Origin of the sequence: Leifsonia sp. Leaf336 (assembly GCF_001423695.1) — a bacterium.
GTDB lineage: Bacteria > Actinomycetota > Actinomycetes > Actinomycetales > Microbacteriaceae > Leifsonia.
The window spans coordinates 421,360-435,684 of sequence record NZ_LMOZ01000001.1; the positions used below are offsets into that span (position 1 = coordinate 421,360).

General features: G+C 69.1%; 16 protein-coding genes. 11 read left to right on the forward strand and 5 right to left on the reverse strand.

The genetic code is table 11. The features are described from left to right. Nucleotides 1-8 precede the first annotated feature (8 nt). The 8 genes from ASF88_RS01980 (at nucleotide 9) to ASF88_RS02015 (ending at nucleotide 8,883) form a co-directional block, all read left to right on the forward strand. Nucleotides 9-1,688, forward strand: coding sequence for an ABC transporter substrate-binding protein (locus ASF88_RS01980; RefSeq protein WP_055913512.1), 1,680 nt, complete (start codon nucleotides 9-11; stop codon nucleotides 1,686-1,688). Nucleotides 1,689-1,764: 76 nt separating this feature from the next. Next, nucleotides 1,765-2,589 carry an ABC transporter ATP-binding protein gene (locus ASF88_RS01985; RefSeq protein WP_055913515.1) on the forward strand — a complete coding sequence of 275 codons (825 nt, stop codon included), beginning with the start codon at nucleotides 1,765-1,767 and terminating at the stop codon, nucleotides 2,587-2,589. Continuing rightward, nucleotides 2,586-3,398 (forward strand): ABC transporter ATP-binding protein, encoded by an 813-nt coding sequence (locus tag ASF88_RS01990; protein ID WP_055913518.1) that lies wholly within the window; start codon nucleotides 2,586-2,588, stop codon nucleotides 3,396-3,398. Before ASF88_RS01985 ends, ASF88_RS01990 begins: the two co-directional genes overlap by 4 nt. Before the next feature lie 122 nt (nucleotides 3,399-3,520). Beyond that, on the forward strand, nucleotides 3,521-4,510 hold the full coding sequence (locus tag ASF88_RS01995; protein ID WP_235493348.1) for an ABC transporter permease: 990 nt from the start codon (nucleotides 3,521-3,523) through the stop codon (nucleotides 4,508-4,510). 2 nt (nucleotides 4,511-4,512) lie between these two features. Continuing rightward, nucleotides 4,513-5,562: an ABC transporter permease gene (locus tag ASF88_RS02000; protein WP_082518697.1), complete on the forward strand. Its 1,050-nt coding sequence runs from the start codon at nucleotides 4,513-4,515 to the stop codon at nucleotides 5,560-5,562. Further along, the gene (locus ASF88_RS02005) at nucleotides 5,559-7,838 is read left to right on the forward strand and encodes a glycoside hydrolase family 3 N-terminal domain-containing protein (protein ID WP_055913521.1); all 2,280 of its coding nucleotides are present in this window, start codon (nucleotides 5,559-5,561) and stop codon (nucleotides 7,836-7,838) included. Before ASF88_RS02000 ends, ASF88_RS02005 begins: the two co-directional genes overlap by 4 nt. Before the next feature lie 3 nt (nucleotides 7,839-7,841). Then, the gene (locus tag ASF88_RS02010; protein WP_157498161.1) at nucleotides 7,842-8,258 is read left to right on the forward strand and encodes a hypothetical protein; all 417 of its coding nucleotides are present in this window, start codon (nucleotides 7,842-7,844) and stop codon (nucleotides 8,256-8,258) included. A 58-nt stretch (nucleotides 8,259-8,316) separates the two neighbouring features. Beyond that, nucleotides 8,317-8,883 (forward strand): hypothetical protein, encoded by a 567-nt coding sequence (locus ASF88_RS02015; RefSeq protein WP_055913527.1) that lies wholly within the window; start codon nucleotides 8,317-8,319, stop codon nucleotides 8,881-8,883. Here the strand turns inward: ASF88_RS02015 and ASF88_RS02020 are convergent. Further along, nucleotides 8,880-9,872: a glycoside hydrolase family 6 protein gene (locus ASF88_RS02020; protein ID WP_055913530.1), complete on the reverse strand. Its 993-nt coding sequence runs from the start codon at nucleotides 9,870-9,872 to the stop codon at nucleotides 8,880-8,882. The genes ASF88_RS02015 and ASF88_RS02020 overlap by 4 nt on opposite strands. A gap of 126 nt (nucleotides 9,873-9,998) precedes the next feature. On the opposite strand from ASF88_RS02020, the gene ASF88_RS02025 reads away from it, so the two are divergent. Next, nucleotides 9,999-10,685, forward strand: coding sequence for a hypothetical protein (locus ASF88_RS02025; protein ID WP_055913532.1), 687 nt, complete (start codon nucleotides 9,999-10,001; stop codon nucleotides 10,683-10,685). A gap of 27 nt (nucleotides 10,686-10,712) precedes the next feature. Here the strand turns inward: ASF88_RS02025 and ASF88_RS02030 are convergent, their stop codons facing one another. Both ASF88_RS02030 and ASF88_RS02035 read right to left on the reverse strand, forming a co-directional pair. Further along, the gene (locus tag ASF88_RS02030) at nucleotides 10,713-11,351 is read right to left on the reverse strand and encodes a DNA-3-methyladenine glycosylase family protein (RefSeq protein WP_055913535.1); all 639 of its coding nucleotides are present in this window, start codon (nucleotides 11,349-11,351) and stop codon (nucleotides 10,713-10,715) included. Next, nucleotides 11,351-11,923, reverse strand: a complete 573-nt coding sequence (locus tag ASF88_RS02035) for a TetR/AcrR family transcriptional regulator (protein ID WP_055913536.1) — start codon at nucleotides 11,921-11,923, stop codon at nucleotides 11,351-11,353. Before ASF88_RS02035 ends, ASF88_RS02030 begins: the two co-directional genes overlap by 1 nt. Before the next feature lie 90 nt (nucleotides 11,924-12,013). Between ASF88_RS02035 and ASF88_RS02040 the strand changes: the two genes are divergently transcribed. Next, entirely contained in the window at nucleotides 12,014-12,451 is a 438-nt protein-coding gene (locus tag ASF88_RS02040; protein WP_055913537.1) for a tautomerase family protein, read from the forward strand. Between the two features lie 93 nt (nucleotides 12,452-12,544). Then, nucleotides 12,545-13,066, forward strand: a complete 522-nt coding sequence (locus tag ASF88_RS02045) for a VOC family protein (RefSeq protein ID WP_082518698.1) — start codon at nucleotides 12,545-12,547, stop codon at nucleotides 13,064-13,066. Between the two features lie 23 nt (nucleotides 13,067-13,089). On the opposite strand, the gene ASF88_RS02050 is transcribed toward ASF88_RS02045, so the two are convergent. Together ASF88_RS02050 and ASF88_RS20630 are read right to left on the reverse strand one after the other, a co-directional pair. Beyond that, a complete protein-coding gene (locus tag ASF88_RS02050; protein WP_055913546.1) occupies nucleotides 13,090-13,698 on the reverse strand; it encodes an RES family NAD+ phosphorylase in 609 nt (202 codons plus the stop codon). Continuing rightward, a complete protein-coding gene (locus tag ASF88_RS20630; protein ID WP_055913549.1) occupies nucleotides 13,695-14,276 on the reverse strand; it encodes a hypothetical protein in 582 nt (193 codons plus the stop codon). Before ASF88_RS20630 ends, ASF88_RS02050 begins: the two co-directional genes overlap by 4 nt. Nucleotides 14,277-14,325: the final 49 nt, after the last annotated feature.

The following is a 14,325-nucleotide window of genomic DNA, read 5'->3' on the forward strand; positions in this document are numbered from 1 at the left end:
GAGAAGCAATGAGGCTTAGGAAGCACTTGATCACGGTGACGGCGATCGCCGCGCTCAGCGCGGTGGCACTCACCGGCTGCTCGTCCGACAACAAGTCGGGGTCGAGCACCGCGAGCAGTGGATCGCTCACCGTGGCGAAGCCGGATGGCGCAGCCATCCTGGCCACCCAGATCAACAACCCGTTCATCACCACCGGTTCGGGCATGTCGCTCGGCTACGACCGGATGATCTACGAGCCCCTCGCGATCGTCAACCCGGTCGGCAAGAACGAGACCACCCCGTGGCTGGCGTCGAAGGTCCAGTGGAACTCGGACTACACCCAGCTGACGGTCACCCCGCGCAAGGGCGTCAAGTGGAGCGACGGCAAGCCGTTCACCGCCGACGACATCGTCTTCACGTACAACCTCATCAAGAACACCCCGGCTCTCGACCTCGCCGGCCTCAAGCTGACCGAGGTCAAGAAGGACGGCGACAACGTCGTGCTGAACTTCAGCGAGTCGAAGTTCGTCAAGCAGGGCGACGTGCTGCAGGTCGCCATCGTCCCCGAGCACCAGTGGAAGACCATCGCCGACCCGTCGAAGGACGCGGTCAAGGAGGCGGTGGGCACCGGCCCGTACACGATCAAGAGCTTCTCGTCGCAGGGCGTCGTGCTCAAGGCGCGCACCGACTACTGGGGCGGCACCGTCCCGGTGGCCCAGCTGAACTACCTCGAGTACAACGACAACACCGGCCTCCTCCGCGCCCTCCAGAGCGGCGAGACCGACTGGGCGCAGATCTTCATCACGGACTACCAGAAGAACTACGTGGACAAGGACCCGAAGCACAACGTGTTCTGGGGCGCCAACGTCCTGAGCCCGGACATGATCGTGGTCAACACCACCAAGGCCCCGTTCAACAACGTCGCCTTCCGCAAGGCCGTCAACATGGTCATCGACCGCAAGGCGCACGCCGAGAAGGCCCGCAGCAACGCCGGCCCCGAGCTGAAGAACGTGACGGGCATCCCGCAGCCGACCGGTGACCAGTACATCGCGTCCGAGTACAAGGACCAGGAGTTCAAGATCGACGTCGACGGCGCCAAGAAGGTGCTGAGCGACGCGGGCTACACCTGGAAGGACGGCGCGCTGATCGACCCGTCGGGCAACCCGGTCTCCTTCACCCTGCAGGACCCGCAGGGCTGGAACGACTACGTCACCGGCATCCAGCTGGCTGCGACGCAGATCAAGAGCACCCTGGGCGCCGACGCGAAGGTCGCCACCCCCGACGCCGACACCTGGTTCGCCAACATGGCCTCCGGTGACTTCGAGGCCGCTCTGCACTGGACCGGCTCCGGCTCGAACCCGTGGCACATCTACGACGACGTCATGAACTCGAGCTACATCGACCAGGCGGCCGACGGCAAGGTCTCGGACAACTTCGGGCGCTACAGCAACCCGGAGGCGACCGCCCTGCTCAAGGAGTACGCACAGGCGTCCGACGACAGCGCCCGCACCGCTGCGCTGAACAAGCTGCAGAAGATCTTCGTGGACGACGTCCCGGCCATCGCGATCGGAACCCACCCGCAGCTCGCCGAGTACAACACCCGGAAGTTCGTCGGCTGGCCGAGCGAGAGCGACCAGTACGCGACCGCCGACCCGACGCAGCCGTCGGCGGTGCAGGTGCTCATGAAGCTGAAGCCCGCGAGCAAGTAATCACCCAGCACGTCCGGGGCGGGGGCAGGCCATCGGCCGGCCCCGCCCCGGACGACCCGCGGACGGAAAGCGCACCATGACAGACTCCCTTCTCTCCATACGCGACTTCTCGGTCGTGTACGACGTCGATCCGCCGGTCGCGGCGGTGAAGAACGTGACCCTCGACATCAAGCGCGGTGAGATCGTCGGTCTCGCCGGCGAGAGCGGGTGCGGCAAGACCACACTCGCTTACGGTGTCCAGCGTCTCCTCAAGCCCCCGGCCGTCATCACGACCGGCAGCGTCGTCTTCCACGACGAGAGCGGCGAGGACATCGACATCAACGCCCTCGACGCGGAGCAGATGCGCCGCTTCCGGTGGGACAAGACCTCCATGGTCTTCCAGGGCGCCATGAACGCCCTCAACCCGGTCGCCACCATCGGGGCTCAGCTCGACGACGTCTTCCTGGTGCACCGCCCCGGCATGAGCCGCGCGGAGCGCAAGGCCGCGGTCATCGAGCTCCTCGAGATCGTGAAGGTCGGAGGCCAGCGCATCCGCTCGTACCCGCACGAGCTCTCCGGCGGCATGCGCCAGCGGGTCATGATCGCCATGGCCCTCGCGCTCCGCCCCCAGCTGATGGTGATGGACGAGCCGACGACCGCCCTCGACGTGCTCGTGCAGCGCGAGATCCTCAAGCAGATCTCCCAGCTCCGTCACGACTTCGGCTTCTCCGTCGTCTTCATCACCCACGACCTCCCGCTGCTGCTGGAGATCAGCGACCGGATCGCCATCATGCGCGAGGGCGAGATCGTCGAGCTGGCGCCTGCCGAGCAGATCTGGACCGACCCGCAGCACGAGTACACGCGAACGCTGCTCAAGTCGTTCCCGCGGCTCACGGGCGAGAGAGGAGTGGTCGTCCGATGACGACGCTCGAGTTCAAGAACATCACCAAGATCTACAACGTCCGCGGATCGGGGCAGCTCAAGGCCCTCGACGACGTCAGCTTCGCGCTCGGCTCCGGGCAGACCATCGGACTCGTCGGGCAGTCCGGCAGCGGCAAGTCGACGATCGCGAAGATCCTCACGCAGCTGGAGATCCCGACCAGCGGGGAGGTGCTGCTGGACGGCGCCCCGATCCCGCGCAGCGGCAAGCGGCTGCGGCGCTATCGTCAGCAGCTGCGGATGGTCTTCCAGGACCCGTTCGCGTCGCTGAACCCCTCGCACACGATCCGCCACCACATCGAACGTCCCCTCCGGCTCGACAAGGTCGTCCCGGCCAAGGAGGTCGACGACGAGGTGCGGCGCCTCCTGACCCGTGTGCGACTCGACGCGGACGCCGTGATCGACCGCCGACCGCACGAGCTCTCCGGAGGTCAGCGCCAGCGTGTGGCCATCGCCCGCGCCCTCGCGTCGCGCCCCGCGCTGCTGGTGGCCGACGAGCCCGTCTCGATGCTCGACGTGTCGCTGCGGCTCGGAGTCCTCAACCTCCTGGCCGACCTGCAGCGCGAAGACGGCCTCGGCGTGCTCTACATCACGCACGACCTCGCGACCGCCCGTCACTTCAGCGACGAGATCATCGTGCTCAACCAGGGCAGGATCGTCGAGCACGGCCCCGCCGACGACGTCATCCTGCGCCCGCAGGACACGTACACCCGCGAGCTCCGTGCCGCGTCCCCCGACCCCGAGAAGCACTTCGCGGCGCTGGCCGCACAGACTGCAGGAGGTGCCCTGTGAGCGCCGAAACGACACGGTCCGCCGGCCTGACGCCGGCCGACCTGACGCACTCCGACCCCGCGCACGTCGACCCGACCCTCATCGGAACGACGGCCACCCGCGCGGAGCGGAAGGGCCGCCGCATCCCATGGCGCTTCATCGGCGGACGCGTCGCCTTCTACGCGTTCACCCTCTGGGCCGCCATCACCATCAACTTCTTCGTGCCCCGGCTGATGAAGGGCGACGCCGTCAGCGCGTACATGGCCCGCAGCCAGGGCCAGCTCACCCCCGACGCCGAGAAGGCCCTGCGCATCATGTTCGGCGTCGATCAGTCGGTGCCGCTGTGGCAGCAGTACGTCAACTACTGGGACATGCTGCTGCACGGCAATCTGGGCGTCTCGATCTCCACGGGCATGGCGCCGGTGGGCGACGCGATCGCCTCCGCCCTCCCATGGACGCTCGGACTGGTCGGCTTCGCGACCGTGATCTCCTTCCTCGTCGGCACCAGCCTCGGCGCCGTGATCGGCTGGAGGCGCGGCGGACGGCTCGACGTCTTCATCCCCATCACCACGTTCCTCGGCACCGTGCCGTACTTCTGGGTCGGCCTGATCTTCATCGCGCTCTTCTCGACGACCCTCGGCTGGTTCCCCGCCGGGCACGCCTACGAGCTGGGCGTGGAGCCGGGCTGGAACGGCGACTTCATCGGCCAGGTGATCTCGCACGCCGCCCTCCCGATGCTCACCATCGTGATCGTGTCGATCGGCGGCTGGGTGCTCGGCATGCGCAACATGATGCTCACCGTCCTCGACGAGGACTACATCACCGTGGCGCAGGCGAAGGGCATGCCGAACCGGCGCGTGCTGTGGCGTTACGCCGCGCGCAACGCGGTGCTGCCGCAGATCCAGAGCTTCGCGCTCGCGATCGGCTTCATCGTCAGCGGCACGATCGTGATGGAGATGGTGTTCTCGTATCCCGGCATCGGGCTGCTCCTGCTCAACGCCACCAACGCCAAGGACTACGCGCTGATGCAGGGCATCTTCCTCGTCCTGGTCCTGGCCGTGCTCATCGCGAACATCATCGCGGACATCGCGTACGCCATCCTCGACCCGCGCACTCGTCAGACGGAGGCCTGACCATGACCATCCCCACCTCCACCGGTGTCGGCACCCCGGAGACCGTTGCCGTGCTGGCCGTCGACACGAAACCCCAGAAGAAGACCACGTTCTGGTCGCAGCTGAAGGTCTCGCTGGCCATGTTCAGCAACCCGAAGTCGGCCGCGGGCCTCATCATCATGGGCGTGTTCATACTCGTGGCGATCTTCGCCCCGCTGATCGCGCCCTACGACCCGAACGCCCAGCACCTGAACGAGACGCTGCAGCCGCCGTCGTTCAAGCACCTCCTCGGTACGACGCACATCGGCCAGGACGTCTTCAGCCAGCTGATCTACGGAACCCGCGGCGTGCTCGTCGTCGGCTTCCTGGCGACCATCATGGCCACGATCGTGGCGATCATCGTCGGCGTGACCGCGGGCTACCTCCGCGGCTGGAAGAGCGAGTCGCTGTCGGCCCTCTCGAACGTGTTCCTGGTCATCCCAGGCCTCCCGCTGATGATCATCGTCGCCTCGCAGTTCCAGGACCCGCCGCTCGCGCTCATCGCCGCGGTCCTCGGTCTGACCGGCTGGGCCTGGGGCGCGCGCGTGCTGCGCGCGCAGACCATGTCGCTGCGCAACCGCGACTTCATCCAGGCCGCGCGCGCCAACGGCGAGCCGCTGCACCGCATCATCCTGGTCGAGATGCTGCCGAACCTGATGGCGATCATCGCCTCCAGCTTCGTCGGCACCATGACGGCCGCGGTGCTGGGTCTGACGACCCTCGCGTTCATCGGGGTCATCCCGGTCTCGAACCTGAACTGGGGCACCATCCTGTTCTGGGCGCAGCAGAACAACGCCTTCCCCGACTACTGGTGGTGGTACGTCCCCGCCGGACTGTGCATCGCGCTGCTCGGGGTGTCGCTCGCGCTCATCAACTTCGGCATCGACGAATACGTCAACCCGCGCCTCCGCTCGGCCGGCGAGCGCGCGCGTGCGATGAAGCGCAAGGGCATGAACGTCAACGCCGCCGTCACCCAGGTGCGCACGGAACCCGCCGCCACCCCCGCAGCCTCACCCGAAAGCAACACCGCATGACTTCGATCCTCCCGTCCACGACCACAGAAGCCGAACAGGAGGCCCGCCTTCCGTACCAGGACCCGTCGCTGACGACCGCCGAACGCGTCGCCGACCTCCTCGGCCGCATGACGATCGAGGAGAAGGTCGGGCAGATGCTCCAGCTCGACGCGCGCGACGACCTCCGCGACCACGTGCTGCGCCGTCACGTCGGCTCGATCCTGCACACCTCGCCCGAGCGCATCGTGGAGGCCAACCGGCTGACCGGGCAGACCCGGCTGCGGATCCCGCTGCTGGTCGGCGAGGACTGCATCCACGGACACTCGTTCTGGCCCGGCGCCACGATCTACCCGACCCAACTCGGCATGGCCGCCTCGTGGGACGCCGAACTCATCGAGCGCGTCGCCCGGGCCAGCGCCGAGGAGGTCGCCGTCACCGGTGTGCACTGGACGTTCTCGCCCGTGCTGTGCATCGCACGCGACCTGCGCTGGGGCCGGATCAGCGAGACGTTCGGTGAGGACCCGTACCTGATCGGCGAGCTCGCCAGCGCGATGGTGCGCGGCTATCAGGGCGACGGGCTCGACGACCCGACCGCGATCCTGGCGACCGCGAAGCACTTCGCCGGGTACTCGGAGACGCAGGGCGGCCGTGACGCGAGCGAGGCCGACATCTCGCGACGCAAGCTCCGCAGCTGGTTCCTGCCGCCGTTCGAGCGCGTGGCCCGCGAGGGCTGCCGCACCTTCATGCTCGGCTACCAGAGCACCGACGGCGTGCCGATCACGATCAACGACTGGCTGCTCAGCGAGGTGCTCCGCGGCGAGTGGGGCTACACCGGCACCCTCATCACCGACTGGGACAACGTCGGCCGGATGGTCTGGGAGCAGAAGATCCAGCCCGACCACGCCCACGCCGCGGCCGCCGCCGTGACGGCGGGGAACGACATGGTGATGACGACCCCGATGTTCTTCGAAGGCGCACTGGAGGCCGTCGAGAAGGGGATGCTCACGGAGGACGCCTTCGACGCGGCCGTCGCCCGCATCCTGACGCTCAAGTTCGACCTCGGCCTGTTCGAGGACCCGCGCCTCCCGTCGCCCCGCCTGGACGAGGTGGTCGGCAGCGCAGCCCACGCGGAGCTCAACCTGGAGGTCGCGCGCCGCTCGATCGTGCTGCTGGAGAACGACGGGACGCTGCCGCTGGCTGCTGCTCCGTCGGCTGCTCCGCTCCGCGTCGCCCTCGTCGGCCCGCTCGCCGACGACGCCCAGACCCAGCTCGGCGACTGGGCCGGCGGCTCCGGCCAGGCCGGTTGGCTCGACGGCCAGCCGCGCGAGATGATCACGACGGTGCTCGACGGTCTGCAGGCGATCGACGGCTGGAGCGTGGAGTACGCGCGCGGCGCCGACATCCTCACCCTCGAGGACGACCCGCGCGGGGCGACGTTCCCCGACGGGCAGCCGCGGCCCCGGGTGGTCGTGCCGACGCCGCCGTCCACCGAGCTCATCGCGGAGGCCGTCGCGGCCGCCGAGGCGTCCGACGTGGTCGTCGCCGTGGTCGGCGACCGGATCGAGCTCGTGGGCGAGGGCCGCTCGACGGCGACACTCGAGCTGATCGGTGGCCAGAACGCGCTGCTCGACGCGGTGATCGCGACCGGCAAGCCGGTCGTGGTGGTGCTGCTCGCCTCCAAACCGCTGGTGCTGCCGCCGTCGGCCGCCAAGGCCGCTGCCGTGCTGTGGGCGGCGAACCCGGGCATGCTCGGCGGTCAGGCGATCGCCGAGATCATCGCCGGTCGGGTGGAGCCCTCGGGCCGTCTGCCGATCTCGTTCGCCCGCCACGTCGGCCAGCAGCCGACGTACTACAACCAGATCCGCGGACAGCACGGCGACCGCTACGCCGACCTGACCCAGGCGCCCGCCTGGGCGTTCGGCCAGGGCCGCTCGTACACGACCGTCGAATACTCCGACTTGACGCTCGCGAGCGACGCGCTCGGAGTCGACGACGAGATCGTGGCCGAGGTGACCGTGAGCAACACCGGCGACCGGCCGGTGCGCGAGACGGTGCAGGTGTACGTGCGCGACCTCGTCACGAGCGTGAGCTGGGCCGACACCGAGCTGAAGGCGTACCGCCAGGTCGACCTGGCGGCGGGGGAGACCGCACGCGTGAGCCTGCGGCTGCCTGTCGCCGACTGCACGATCGTCGACGCGGCGGGCGACCGCCACGTGGAGGCGGGGGAGTTCGAGCTGCTCGTCGGGGCGTCGTCACGGGAGGTCGACCTGCTGGTGGCGGGGTTCGTGGTGCAGTGACGGATGACTGATGAGGTGAAGCGCGTCATCGGCGTGCAGGCCTCACAGGGCCCCAGGGTGATCGCCTGTTCTTCGCTCGGCCGGGCAAGCTATCCTCGTGTGATGACGAGTTGGACACCCGTTCCCGAGGAGGAAGCTCCCATCATGGCTGAGGCCATCGGAAGCACTGCTTTCTCGTTCCTGGGTGGGTGGAATGCGCTGCAGTCGCTTTCCGTGCGCTTCTACTTGAACGAGTCGCGTGCGATCGTGTGGGCTGATCTCGTCGACAACTCGCTCGACAGCCAGCTCGCCGCAGTCTCCGCCTTCGCGGACGTGCGGGATTGTTACGTCGAGGAGTTCGAACTCGAGCTTCGGTTCGGCAGCGACACCGCTGACGATCCGCAGCTCGCCGACAGCGCCCGGATCGCGGTAGCCCGGTAAGTAGGTGTCCTCCGCCCCATTCGCCGGTGGCGAGGAGGCGACTGCGTACGCTGGGCGCATGGAACTCGTCTTCCTCTTCGGGGCCGCTGCCGCGGGCAAGCTCACCGTGGCCCGCGAGCTGGCGGCGCGCATCCACTTCGGCGTGTTCCACAACCACCTGATCGTCGATGCCCTGACCGCGGTCTTCACGTTCGGCTCACCGCCGTTCGTTCGGCTCCGCGAGGAGTTCTGGCTCGCCACGTTTGCCGAGGCGGCGGCATCCGGAACGGATCTCGTCTTCACCTTCGCCCCCGAGCCGACCGTGGAGGCGGGGTTCCCCGGGCGTGCCCGGCAGGCGGTGGAGGAAGCCGGTGGCCACGTGCGGTTCGTCCGTCTCGACGTGGGCGATGACGAGCAGGAGCGGCGCATCGAGGACCCGAGCCGGAGCGAGTTCGCCAAACTCAACGATCTCCCCACGCTGAGACGCATGCGAGAACGCGAGGCCGGCAGTCCGGCGACCGAGACGATCCCGGCGGACCTGTCGATCGACACGGAGCGTTTCGCGCCGGCGGAGGCCGCGCAGCTCATCATCGACGCCTTCGCGCTCCGGCCGGCGACGCCGCATGCGCGCTACCCGGGAGACTAGGGCGCTCGTCCCGCGGTGCTCGCTGATGCCCGCCCCAGCACCAGCGCCTCCGCCCCGCTCTCGAACCAGCGGCCGGCCGCGGGCCCGCCGTAGCAGGGTCCGTCGCTCGCGCCCGGATGCTTGACCCAGAGCAGCGCGTCGAGCTTGACCGTGGGCGACTCGGTGATCTGCGGGTTCTGGCCCAACGCGGCGCCGGGCGGGTTGCACCAGTCGCCGGTCCAGCCGTTGCCGTTGCGCGAGACGTCGATCACGAAGTGCTTCCAGCCGACGCGCGACGACACTTTGCCCGCGTAGTCGCGCTCGACTTGCGTGGCGTCGAAGTTCGAGACGTTGGTGAAGAAGCCGCGCGCGTCGGCGATGCCCGCGGCCTTCAGATAGGAGGCCTGCACGTCGGGTGTCAGCCAGCGCGCGTTGCCGCCGTCGAGGTACGTGCTGAGCCCGGCCGCACCCAGGATGCTCACCGCGGAGCGGAGCAGCGGGAGGCGGGTGTCGGCGACTCCCGCGCACTTCGGGCTCGGAAGCATGGAGAGGGAGTCCGGCTCGATCAGCACCACGGCGCTGCTGCCTGCGAGCACGGCGGCGATCCGGCGGTTCCAGTCGAGGTACTGGTCGGGCGTGAAACCGCCGGCGGAATAGCCTCCGCAATCCCGGTCGGGGATCGCGTAGGTGACGAAGACGGGCGTCGCGCCCTGCGCGGAGGCCGCACGCAGGTGCCGCTGGATCACGCTGCTCAACAGGTCGGGGCCGTACCAGTCGCCCAGCCAGACGGCTGTGGGCTGGCTCGCGATCTGCTCGATCAGCGCCGCCCTCGCGGTGTCGCCGGAGGCGGCCAGCCGGTCGGCGACCAGCCGGGCGTCGCTGGTGGGGTCGACGTAGAGCCGGCTGCCGAAGGCGGAGTCATCGGCCCGGGCCGTAGCGGCGGGCGGCAGGGGCGTCAGCAGCGCAGCAGCGGCCAGAGCCGCGCCCAGCAGTGAGATGAGTGTGCGCATACCCGCACTATCGGCTCCTTGCTCCCCCAGGTCAGGGGTCTGCGGAGATCGGGATTCTGAGGATCCCCAGATGATTCGGATCGACCGCGCGGCGGCGGCACAGTCGCGGCTTGGTTGACTGAGAGCGTGAACGACAAGAACGACCGACGCATGGAGGCGCAGCGGCGCGCGACCGAGCTGCGCCGGCAGGAGGCTCGGCGCGCGCGTCGACGGCAGCTGCTGATAGGCGGCGGGGTCGTCGTCGCTGTGCTCGTCGTGGCGGGACTCATCACGGCGGTCGTGCTGAACGGCAAGCCGTCGGCGTCGGTCGCGTCGGCCTCCGATGGTTCGGCCAGCAGCGCGTCATGGGCAGCCCCCGCCGATGTCGAGGCGGGCGTGAAGGCCGCCGGCCTCCAGATGCTCACCGCCGAGGGGACCGCGCTGCACATCCACCAGCACCTCAGCGTCACGGTCGACGGCTCGCCCGTCGTCGTGCCGGCCGAGATGGGCATCGACGTGGCGCAGCAGCGCATCTCGCCGATCCACACACACGACGAGTCCGGGATCATCCACGTCGAGTCGCCGACCGTGCAGACGTTCACGCTCGGCCAGGTCTTCGACGAGTGGCAGCAGAAGCTGGCGCCGGGCCGGGTCGGCCCCTATCGGGACGGCGCGGACGGCCAGACGGTCACGGTCTTCGTCGACGGCAAGACCTACGCGGGCGACCCGCGGTCCATCCCGCTCACCTCGCACGAGGACATCGACATCGTCGTCGCCAAGAAGGGCTCCGCCGTCACTGCGCCGCAGGCGTTCTCCTGGCCCGCAGGCTACTGAGAACCGCCGGCTGCTGAGAACCGCAGGCTACGGAGAACGGAGGTCTGCGGAGGCCGGTTCGGCCGCGACCGCCCAGCAGTACCACGCCACGATCGTACGGTAGGGGCGATACGCGTCACCGGCCGCCTGGAGCTCTTTCGGCGTCGGGGTGGCAACTCCCCAGCCGCGGCCGTAGCCCTTGCGGACGGCCAGGTCGCCGACCGGCCAGACGTCCAGACGGTGGAGGTGGAAGATCAGGAACATCTGCGCCGACCAGGGGCCGATCCCGCGGACCCGCGAGAGCTGAGCGATCACCTCGTCGTCGGTGAGCGCGTCGAGGGCGTCGGTGTCAAGCACGACGTCGCCGTCGACGACCCGGGCGGCGAGATCCCGCAGCGACGCCACCTTGTTCTTCGAGAGGCCGACCCGACGCAGCTCCTCGTCCGACAGGGCGAGCATGCGCTCGGGCACCACCTCGCCGAGCGCGGCGACGAGGCGGCCGTGGATGGCCGCAGCCGCGGGGGCGGCGATCTGCTGGGAGCAGATGCCGCGGACCAGCGACGCGAACGGACTCTCGAACGGGATGGGGAAGTGCGGGATGCCCGGGTGCGCGTGCAGGCGGGCGAGCACCGGGTCCCGTGCGCCGAGCTCCGCCGCCGCCGCTTCGAGGTCACTGGTCTGCGGCATCAGGTCGCAGTCCCCTCGCTCAGCGCACGTACGTGCCCGAGCAGTTGTTCGGCGACGCTGTCGAACGGCTCGATACTCGCCTGCGCGCGGCTGAGGATGACGCCACCCTCGCTGCCCGCGATCAGCAGCGTGGCCGCTGCCGGAGCCGCGGCCGGATCGACGCCGCCGAGCGTCAGCAGTTCGGCGAGCAGCTCGGCCCAGCCGCGGAACACATCGCCGGCCCGCTGCAGCAAGTCGTCGGAGTCCGCCGCGACCGTCACCGCGACGGCGGAGCAGCCGATGCGGAACTGCGAGACGATCAGGAGGCTCCGCCAGCCGCCGATGAACGTGGACGCGACGTCGACGGCCGGCTTGCCGCGCGCCGACTCGATGAGCGCGTTCGACTTCGCGCCCTGGAGCTCGAGCGCCTGGGCGACCAGGCTCGCCTTGCCGTCCGGGAAGTGATGGTAGATCGACCCGCGCGGGGCGCCGGTGAGGGCGACCACCTCCGAGAACGAGGTCTCCTGGAGGCCCTTCTCTGCCAGGAGCCGGGCCGCGCCTTCGATCATCCGCGCCTTCGCATCCGAGACCATCCATCGCCTTTCGCGTCAAAAGCTATTGGCTATGACGGGCATCATACTCCACACTGGTCGGGCTGACCCGGATTCGAGGAGCTGATTCCCATGCCCATGATCGACGTCTACGCCACCGCCGGAACGTTCTCCGACACGCACGCGCTTGCCCGCACCCTCGCGGACACGCTGAAGGTGATCGAGCAAGTGCCCGACATCCCGCTCTTCCGCAAGAACACCGCGGGCTTCGTCCACGACCTCCCCGCCGACGCGCTCTCCAACGTCGACGGCGACTCGAACTACGTCCGCGTGCAGGTGCTCACCAACGCCGGTGCGCTCGACCGCGCCAAGCAGCTCGCCGTGGTCGAGCAGTTCACCGCGCTCATCGCGGAGGCTGCGGGCGACCCGTCGCTGACGGAGCGCACCTGGGTGCTGCTCACCGAGGCCGTCGAGGGCGGCTGGGGGCTGGGCGGCCACGCCAACACCAACGAGGAGCTGGTGCTCGCGGCCCGCGCGCAGATCGCGGAGCTGCAGGCGGGCGCACAGTAGCGGCGGTCACGCGACGCGGTGGCACGTCGAATAGAGGACATGATCTGTCCGCTTGCTTCGGGATGCTGGAGGGAACGACCGCAGGAGGATCTCATGACCGCATTCCAGCCCACCGGCTACACCACCGTCGCGCCCTGGGTGGTGACGGACGACACCGGTGCCTTGCTCGACTTCGTCGCCGACGCCTTCGGCGGCGTGGAGCTCGCCCGGGTTCAGGTGGAGGACGGCAGCATCGGCCACGCGGAGATCCGCGTCGGGGACACGGTGCTGCTCGCGTTCGACCGCCGTGCTGACTGGCCCCGGCTCCCTGCGCTGCTGCGCGTTTTCGTCCCCGACGCCGATGCCGCGATGGCACGTGCCGTCGAACGCGGCGCGCGCGTCGTCACCGAGCCCTCCGACAGCGCGTTCGGGCAGCGCGGAGGCCGGATCGCCGATCCCTTCGGCAACATCTGGTGGGTGATCACCGTGGTGGAGGAGGTGGCGGAGGACGAGATGTGGCGACGCCTCTCCGAGCCGCACTACGCGGAGGCGATGAGCGTGGCGCAGAGCACGCTGGACACCGAGCTCAGCGGCGTCGCGCGCGCATACGAAAGCGCACCGCTGCGGCCCGAGTAAGCGGGAGAGGCGCCCGGGCCGCCTCAGATGATTGTGAGCGCGTCCATCGTCGGCGGACCGACGACCGCGATCCCGGACACCTGGCACGCCTCGGCGCCGGTCATGTGCTGTCGTTCGGCGTACCCGACGGGGGCGCCCCCGGCGCCGCCGAAGATCGCTATGGCCGTTGCTGGTCCCGTCGTGTACGCCGAGCCGTAGAAGACTCCGTCGAAGCCGTTGGTATCGAAGGCCTGAGCCCATTGCTGCGGGATGTCGTAGTCGGCCGTCGTCACCAGCTCTCTGACGATGCCGTGCTCGACGGCCCGCGCACTACTCACTGCAGCACAGCGGAAGTCCGACGGTGTGGTGATGACCGAGACGATGAACGAATCCGCCAGCTTTCGAGAGATCACTCGGCTGGCGCTGATCTGGTCGCGGAGCTTCTCGCGGACGGCAGTCCGCACCCTCGTCGCGGCATAGCAGGTGCCACGCGCGCCGTGCAGATTGAAACGGCCGTGCACGCTGCTGTCGAACCACCAGGCGCTCCGGTGAGGCGCGTGCGCACGGAAGACCTTCGACGTCGCGTGGAGCTGCCGGACCGGGAACGCTCGGAAGTCGCGGGTCGGGTCCGGCGGCCCTTGGGCCGCCGTCACGCAGCCCAGCTCGATGCCGCGGCCTCGGCATCGCAGACCACGCCCGCGAGATCCCCATCGGCGAGCCGCTCGATGTTCCGGCGCATCGGGGCCTCCGCACCCTCCGCCACCACGGCAGTCCGGTCCGGAACAGGCGTGTTCAGCCACTGCGCCCAGGTCCAGGGATCGTCCGGCGCGCCGAGACGGAGTGCGTTGAGCACCTCACGCAGCCCTCGCACCAGCGCGCCGTCGACCACCTGGAAGGCGGGATAGACGTAGTGGCCGTCCGAGGTCTCCAAGCGAAGCAGGCGACGCTCGCCGGCAGCCTTCGAGACCGCGGCGCGGCTCATCCCGAGTTCACGCTGCAGGGACCCGCTCGAGTAGCACGGACCGACGATCCGGGGCCACGGGTTCGAGACCGGCAACCGACTGACCAGCTGTGCAGCGACGTCATCCGCATCCCCGAGCTGAATCAGCTCCGCGCCCTGGTCGACCAGTTCGAGTAGTCGGACGCGAACAGCGTCCGAGATCTCGTCTGCACGATGCACCTCGATGTCCCGAGCGGACTCCGGTGGACGCTCGGGGGAGACGATACTCATGAGAGACCTCCAGGCGTGTCAACTGCGTCAACTCAGGATGTCACGCCTG

Coding starts and splice junctions, on each gene's coding strand:
- ASF88_RS01980 (WP_055913512.1), top strand. CDS start 9: ATGAGGCTTAGGAAGCACTTGATCACGGTGACGGCGATCGCCGCGCTC.
- ASF88_RS01985 (WP_055913515.1), top strand. CDS start 1,765: ATGACAGACTCCCTTCTCTCCATACGCGACTTCTCGGTCGTGTACGAC.
- ASF88_RS01990 (WP_055913518.1), top strand. CDS start 2,586: ATGACGACGCTCGAGTTCAAGAACATCACCAAGATCTACAACGTCCGC.
- ASF88_RS02000 (WP_082518697.1), top strand. CDS start 4,513: ATGACCATCCCCACCTCCACCGGTGTCGGCACCCCGGAGACCGTTGCC.
- ASF88_RS02005 (WP_055913521.1), top strand. CDS start 5,559: ATGACTTCGATCCTCCCGTCCACGACCACAGAAGCCGAACAGGAGGCC.
- ASF88_RS02010 (WP_157498161.1), top strand. CDS start 7,842: ATGACTGATGAGGTGAAGCGCGTCATCGGCGTGCAGGCCTCACAGGGC.
- ASF88_RS02015 (WP_055913527.1), top strand. CDS start 8,317: ATGGAACTCGTCTTCCTCTTCGGGGCCGCTGCCGCGGGCAAGCTCACC.
- ASF88_RS02020 (WP_055913530.1), bottom strand. CDS start 9,872: ATGCGCACACTCATCTCACTGCTGGGCGCGGCTCTGGCCGCTGCTGCG.
- ASF88_RS02030 (WP_055913535.1), bottom strand. CDS start 11,351: ATGCCGCAGACCAGTGACCTCGAAGCGGCGGCGGCGGAGCTCGGCGCA.
- ASF88_RS02035 (WP_055913536.1), bottom strand. CDS start 11,923: ATGGTCTCGGATGCGAAGGCGCGGATGATCGAAGGCGCGGCCCGGCTC.
- ASF88_RS02040 (WP_055913537.1), top strand. CDS start 12,014: ATGCCCATGATCGACGTCTACGCCACCGCCGGAACGTTCTCCGACACG.
- ASF88_RS02045 (WP_082518698.1), top strand. CDS start 12,545: ATGACCGCATTCCAGCCCACCGGCTACACCACCGTCGCGCCCTGGGTG.
- ASF88_RS20630 (WP_055913549.1), bottom strand. CDS start 14,276: ATGAGTATCGTCTCCCCCGAGCGTCCACCGGAGTCCGCTCGGGACATC.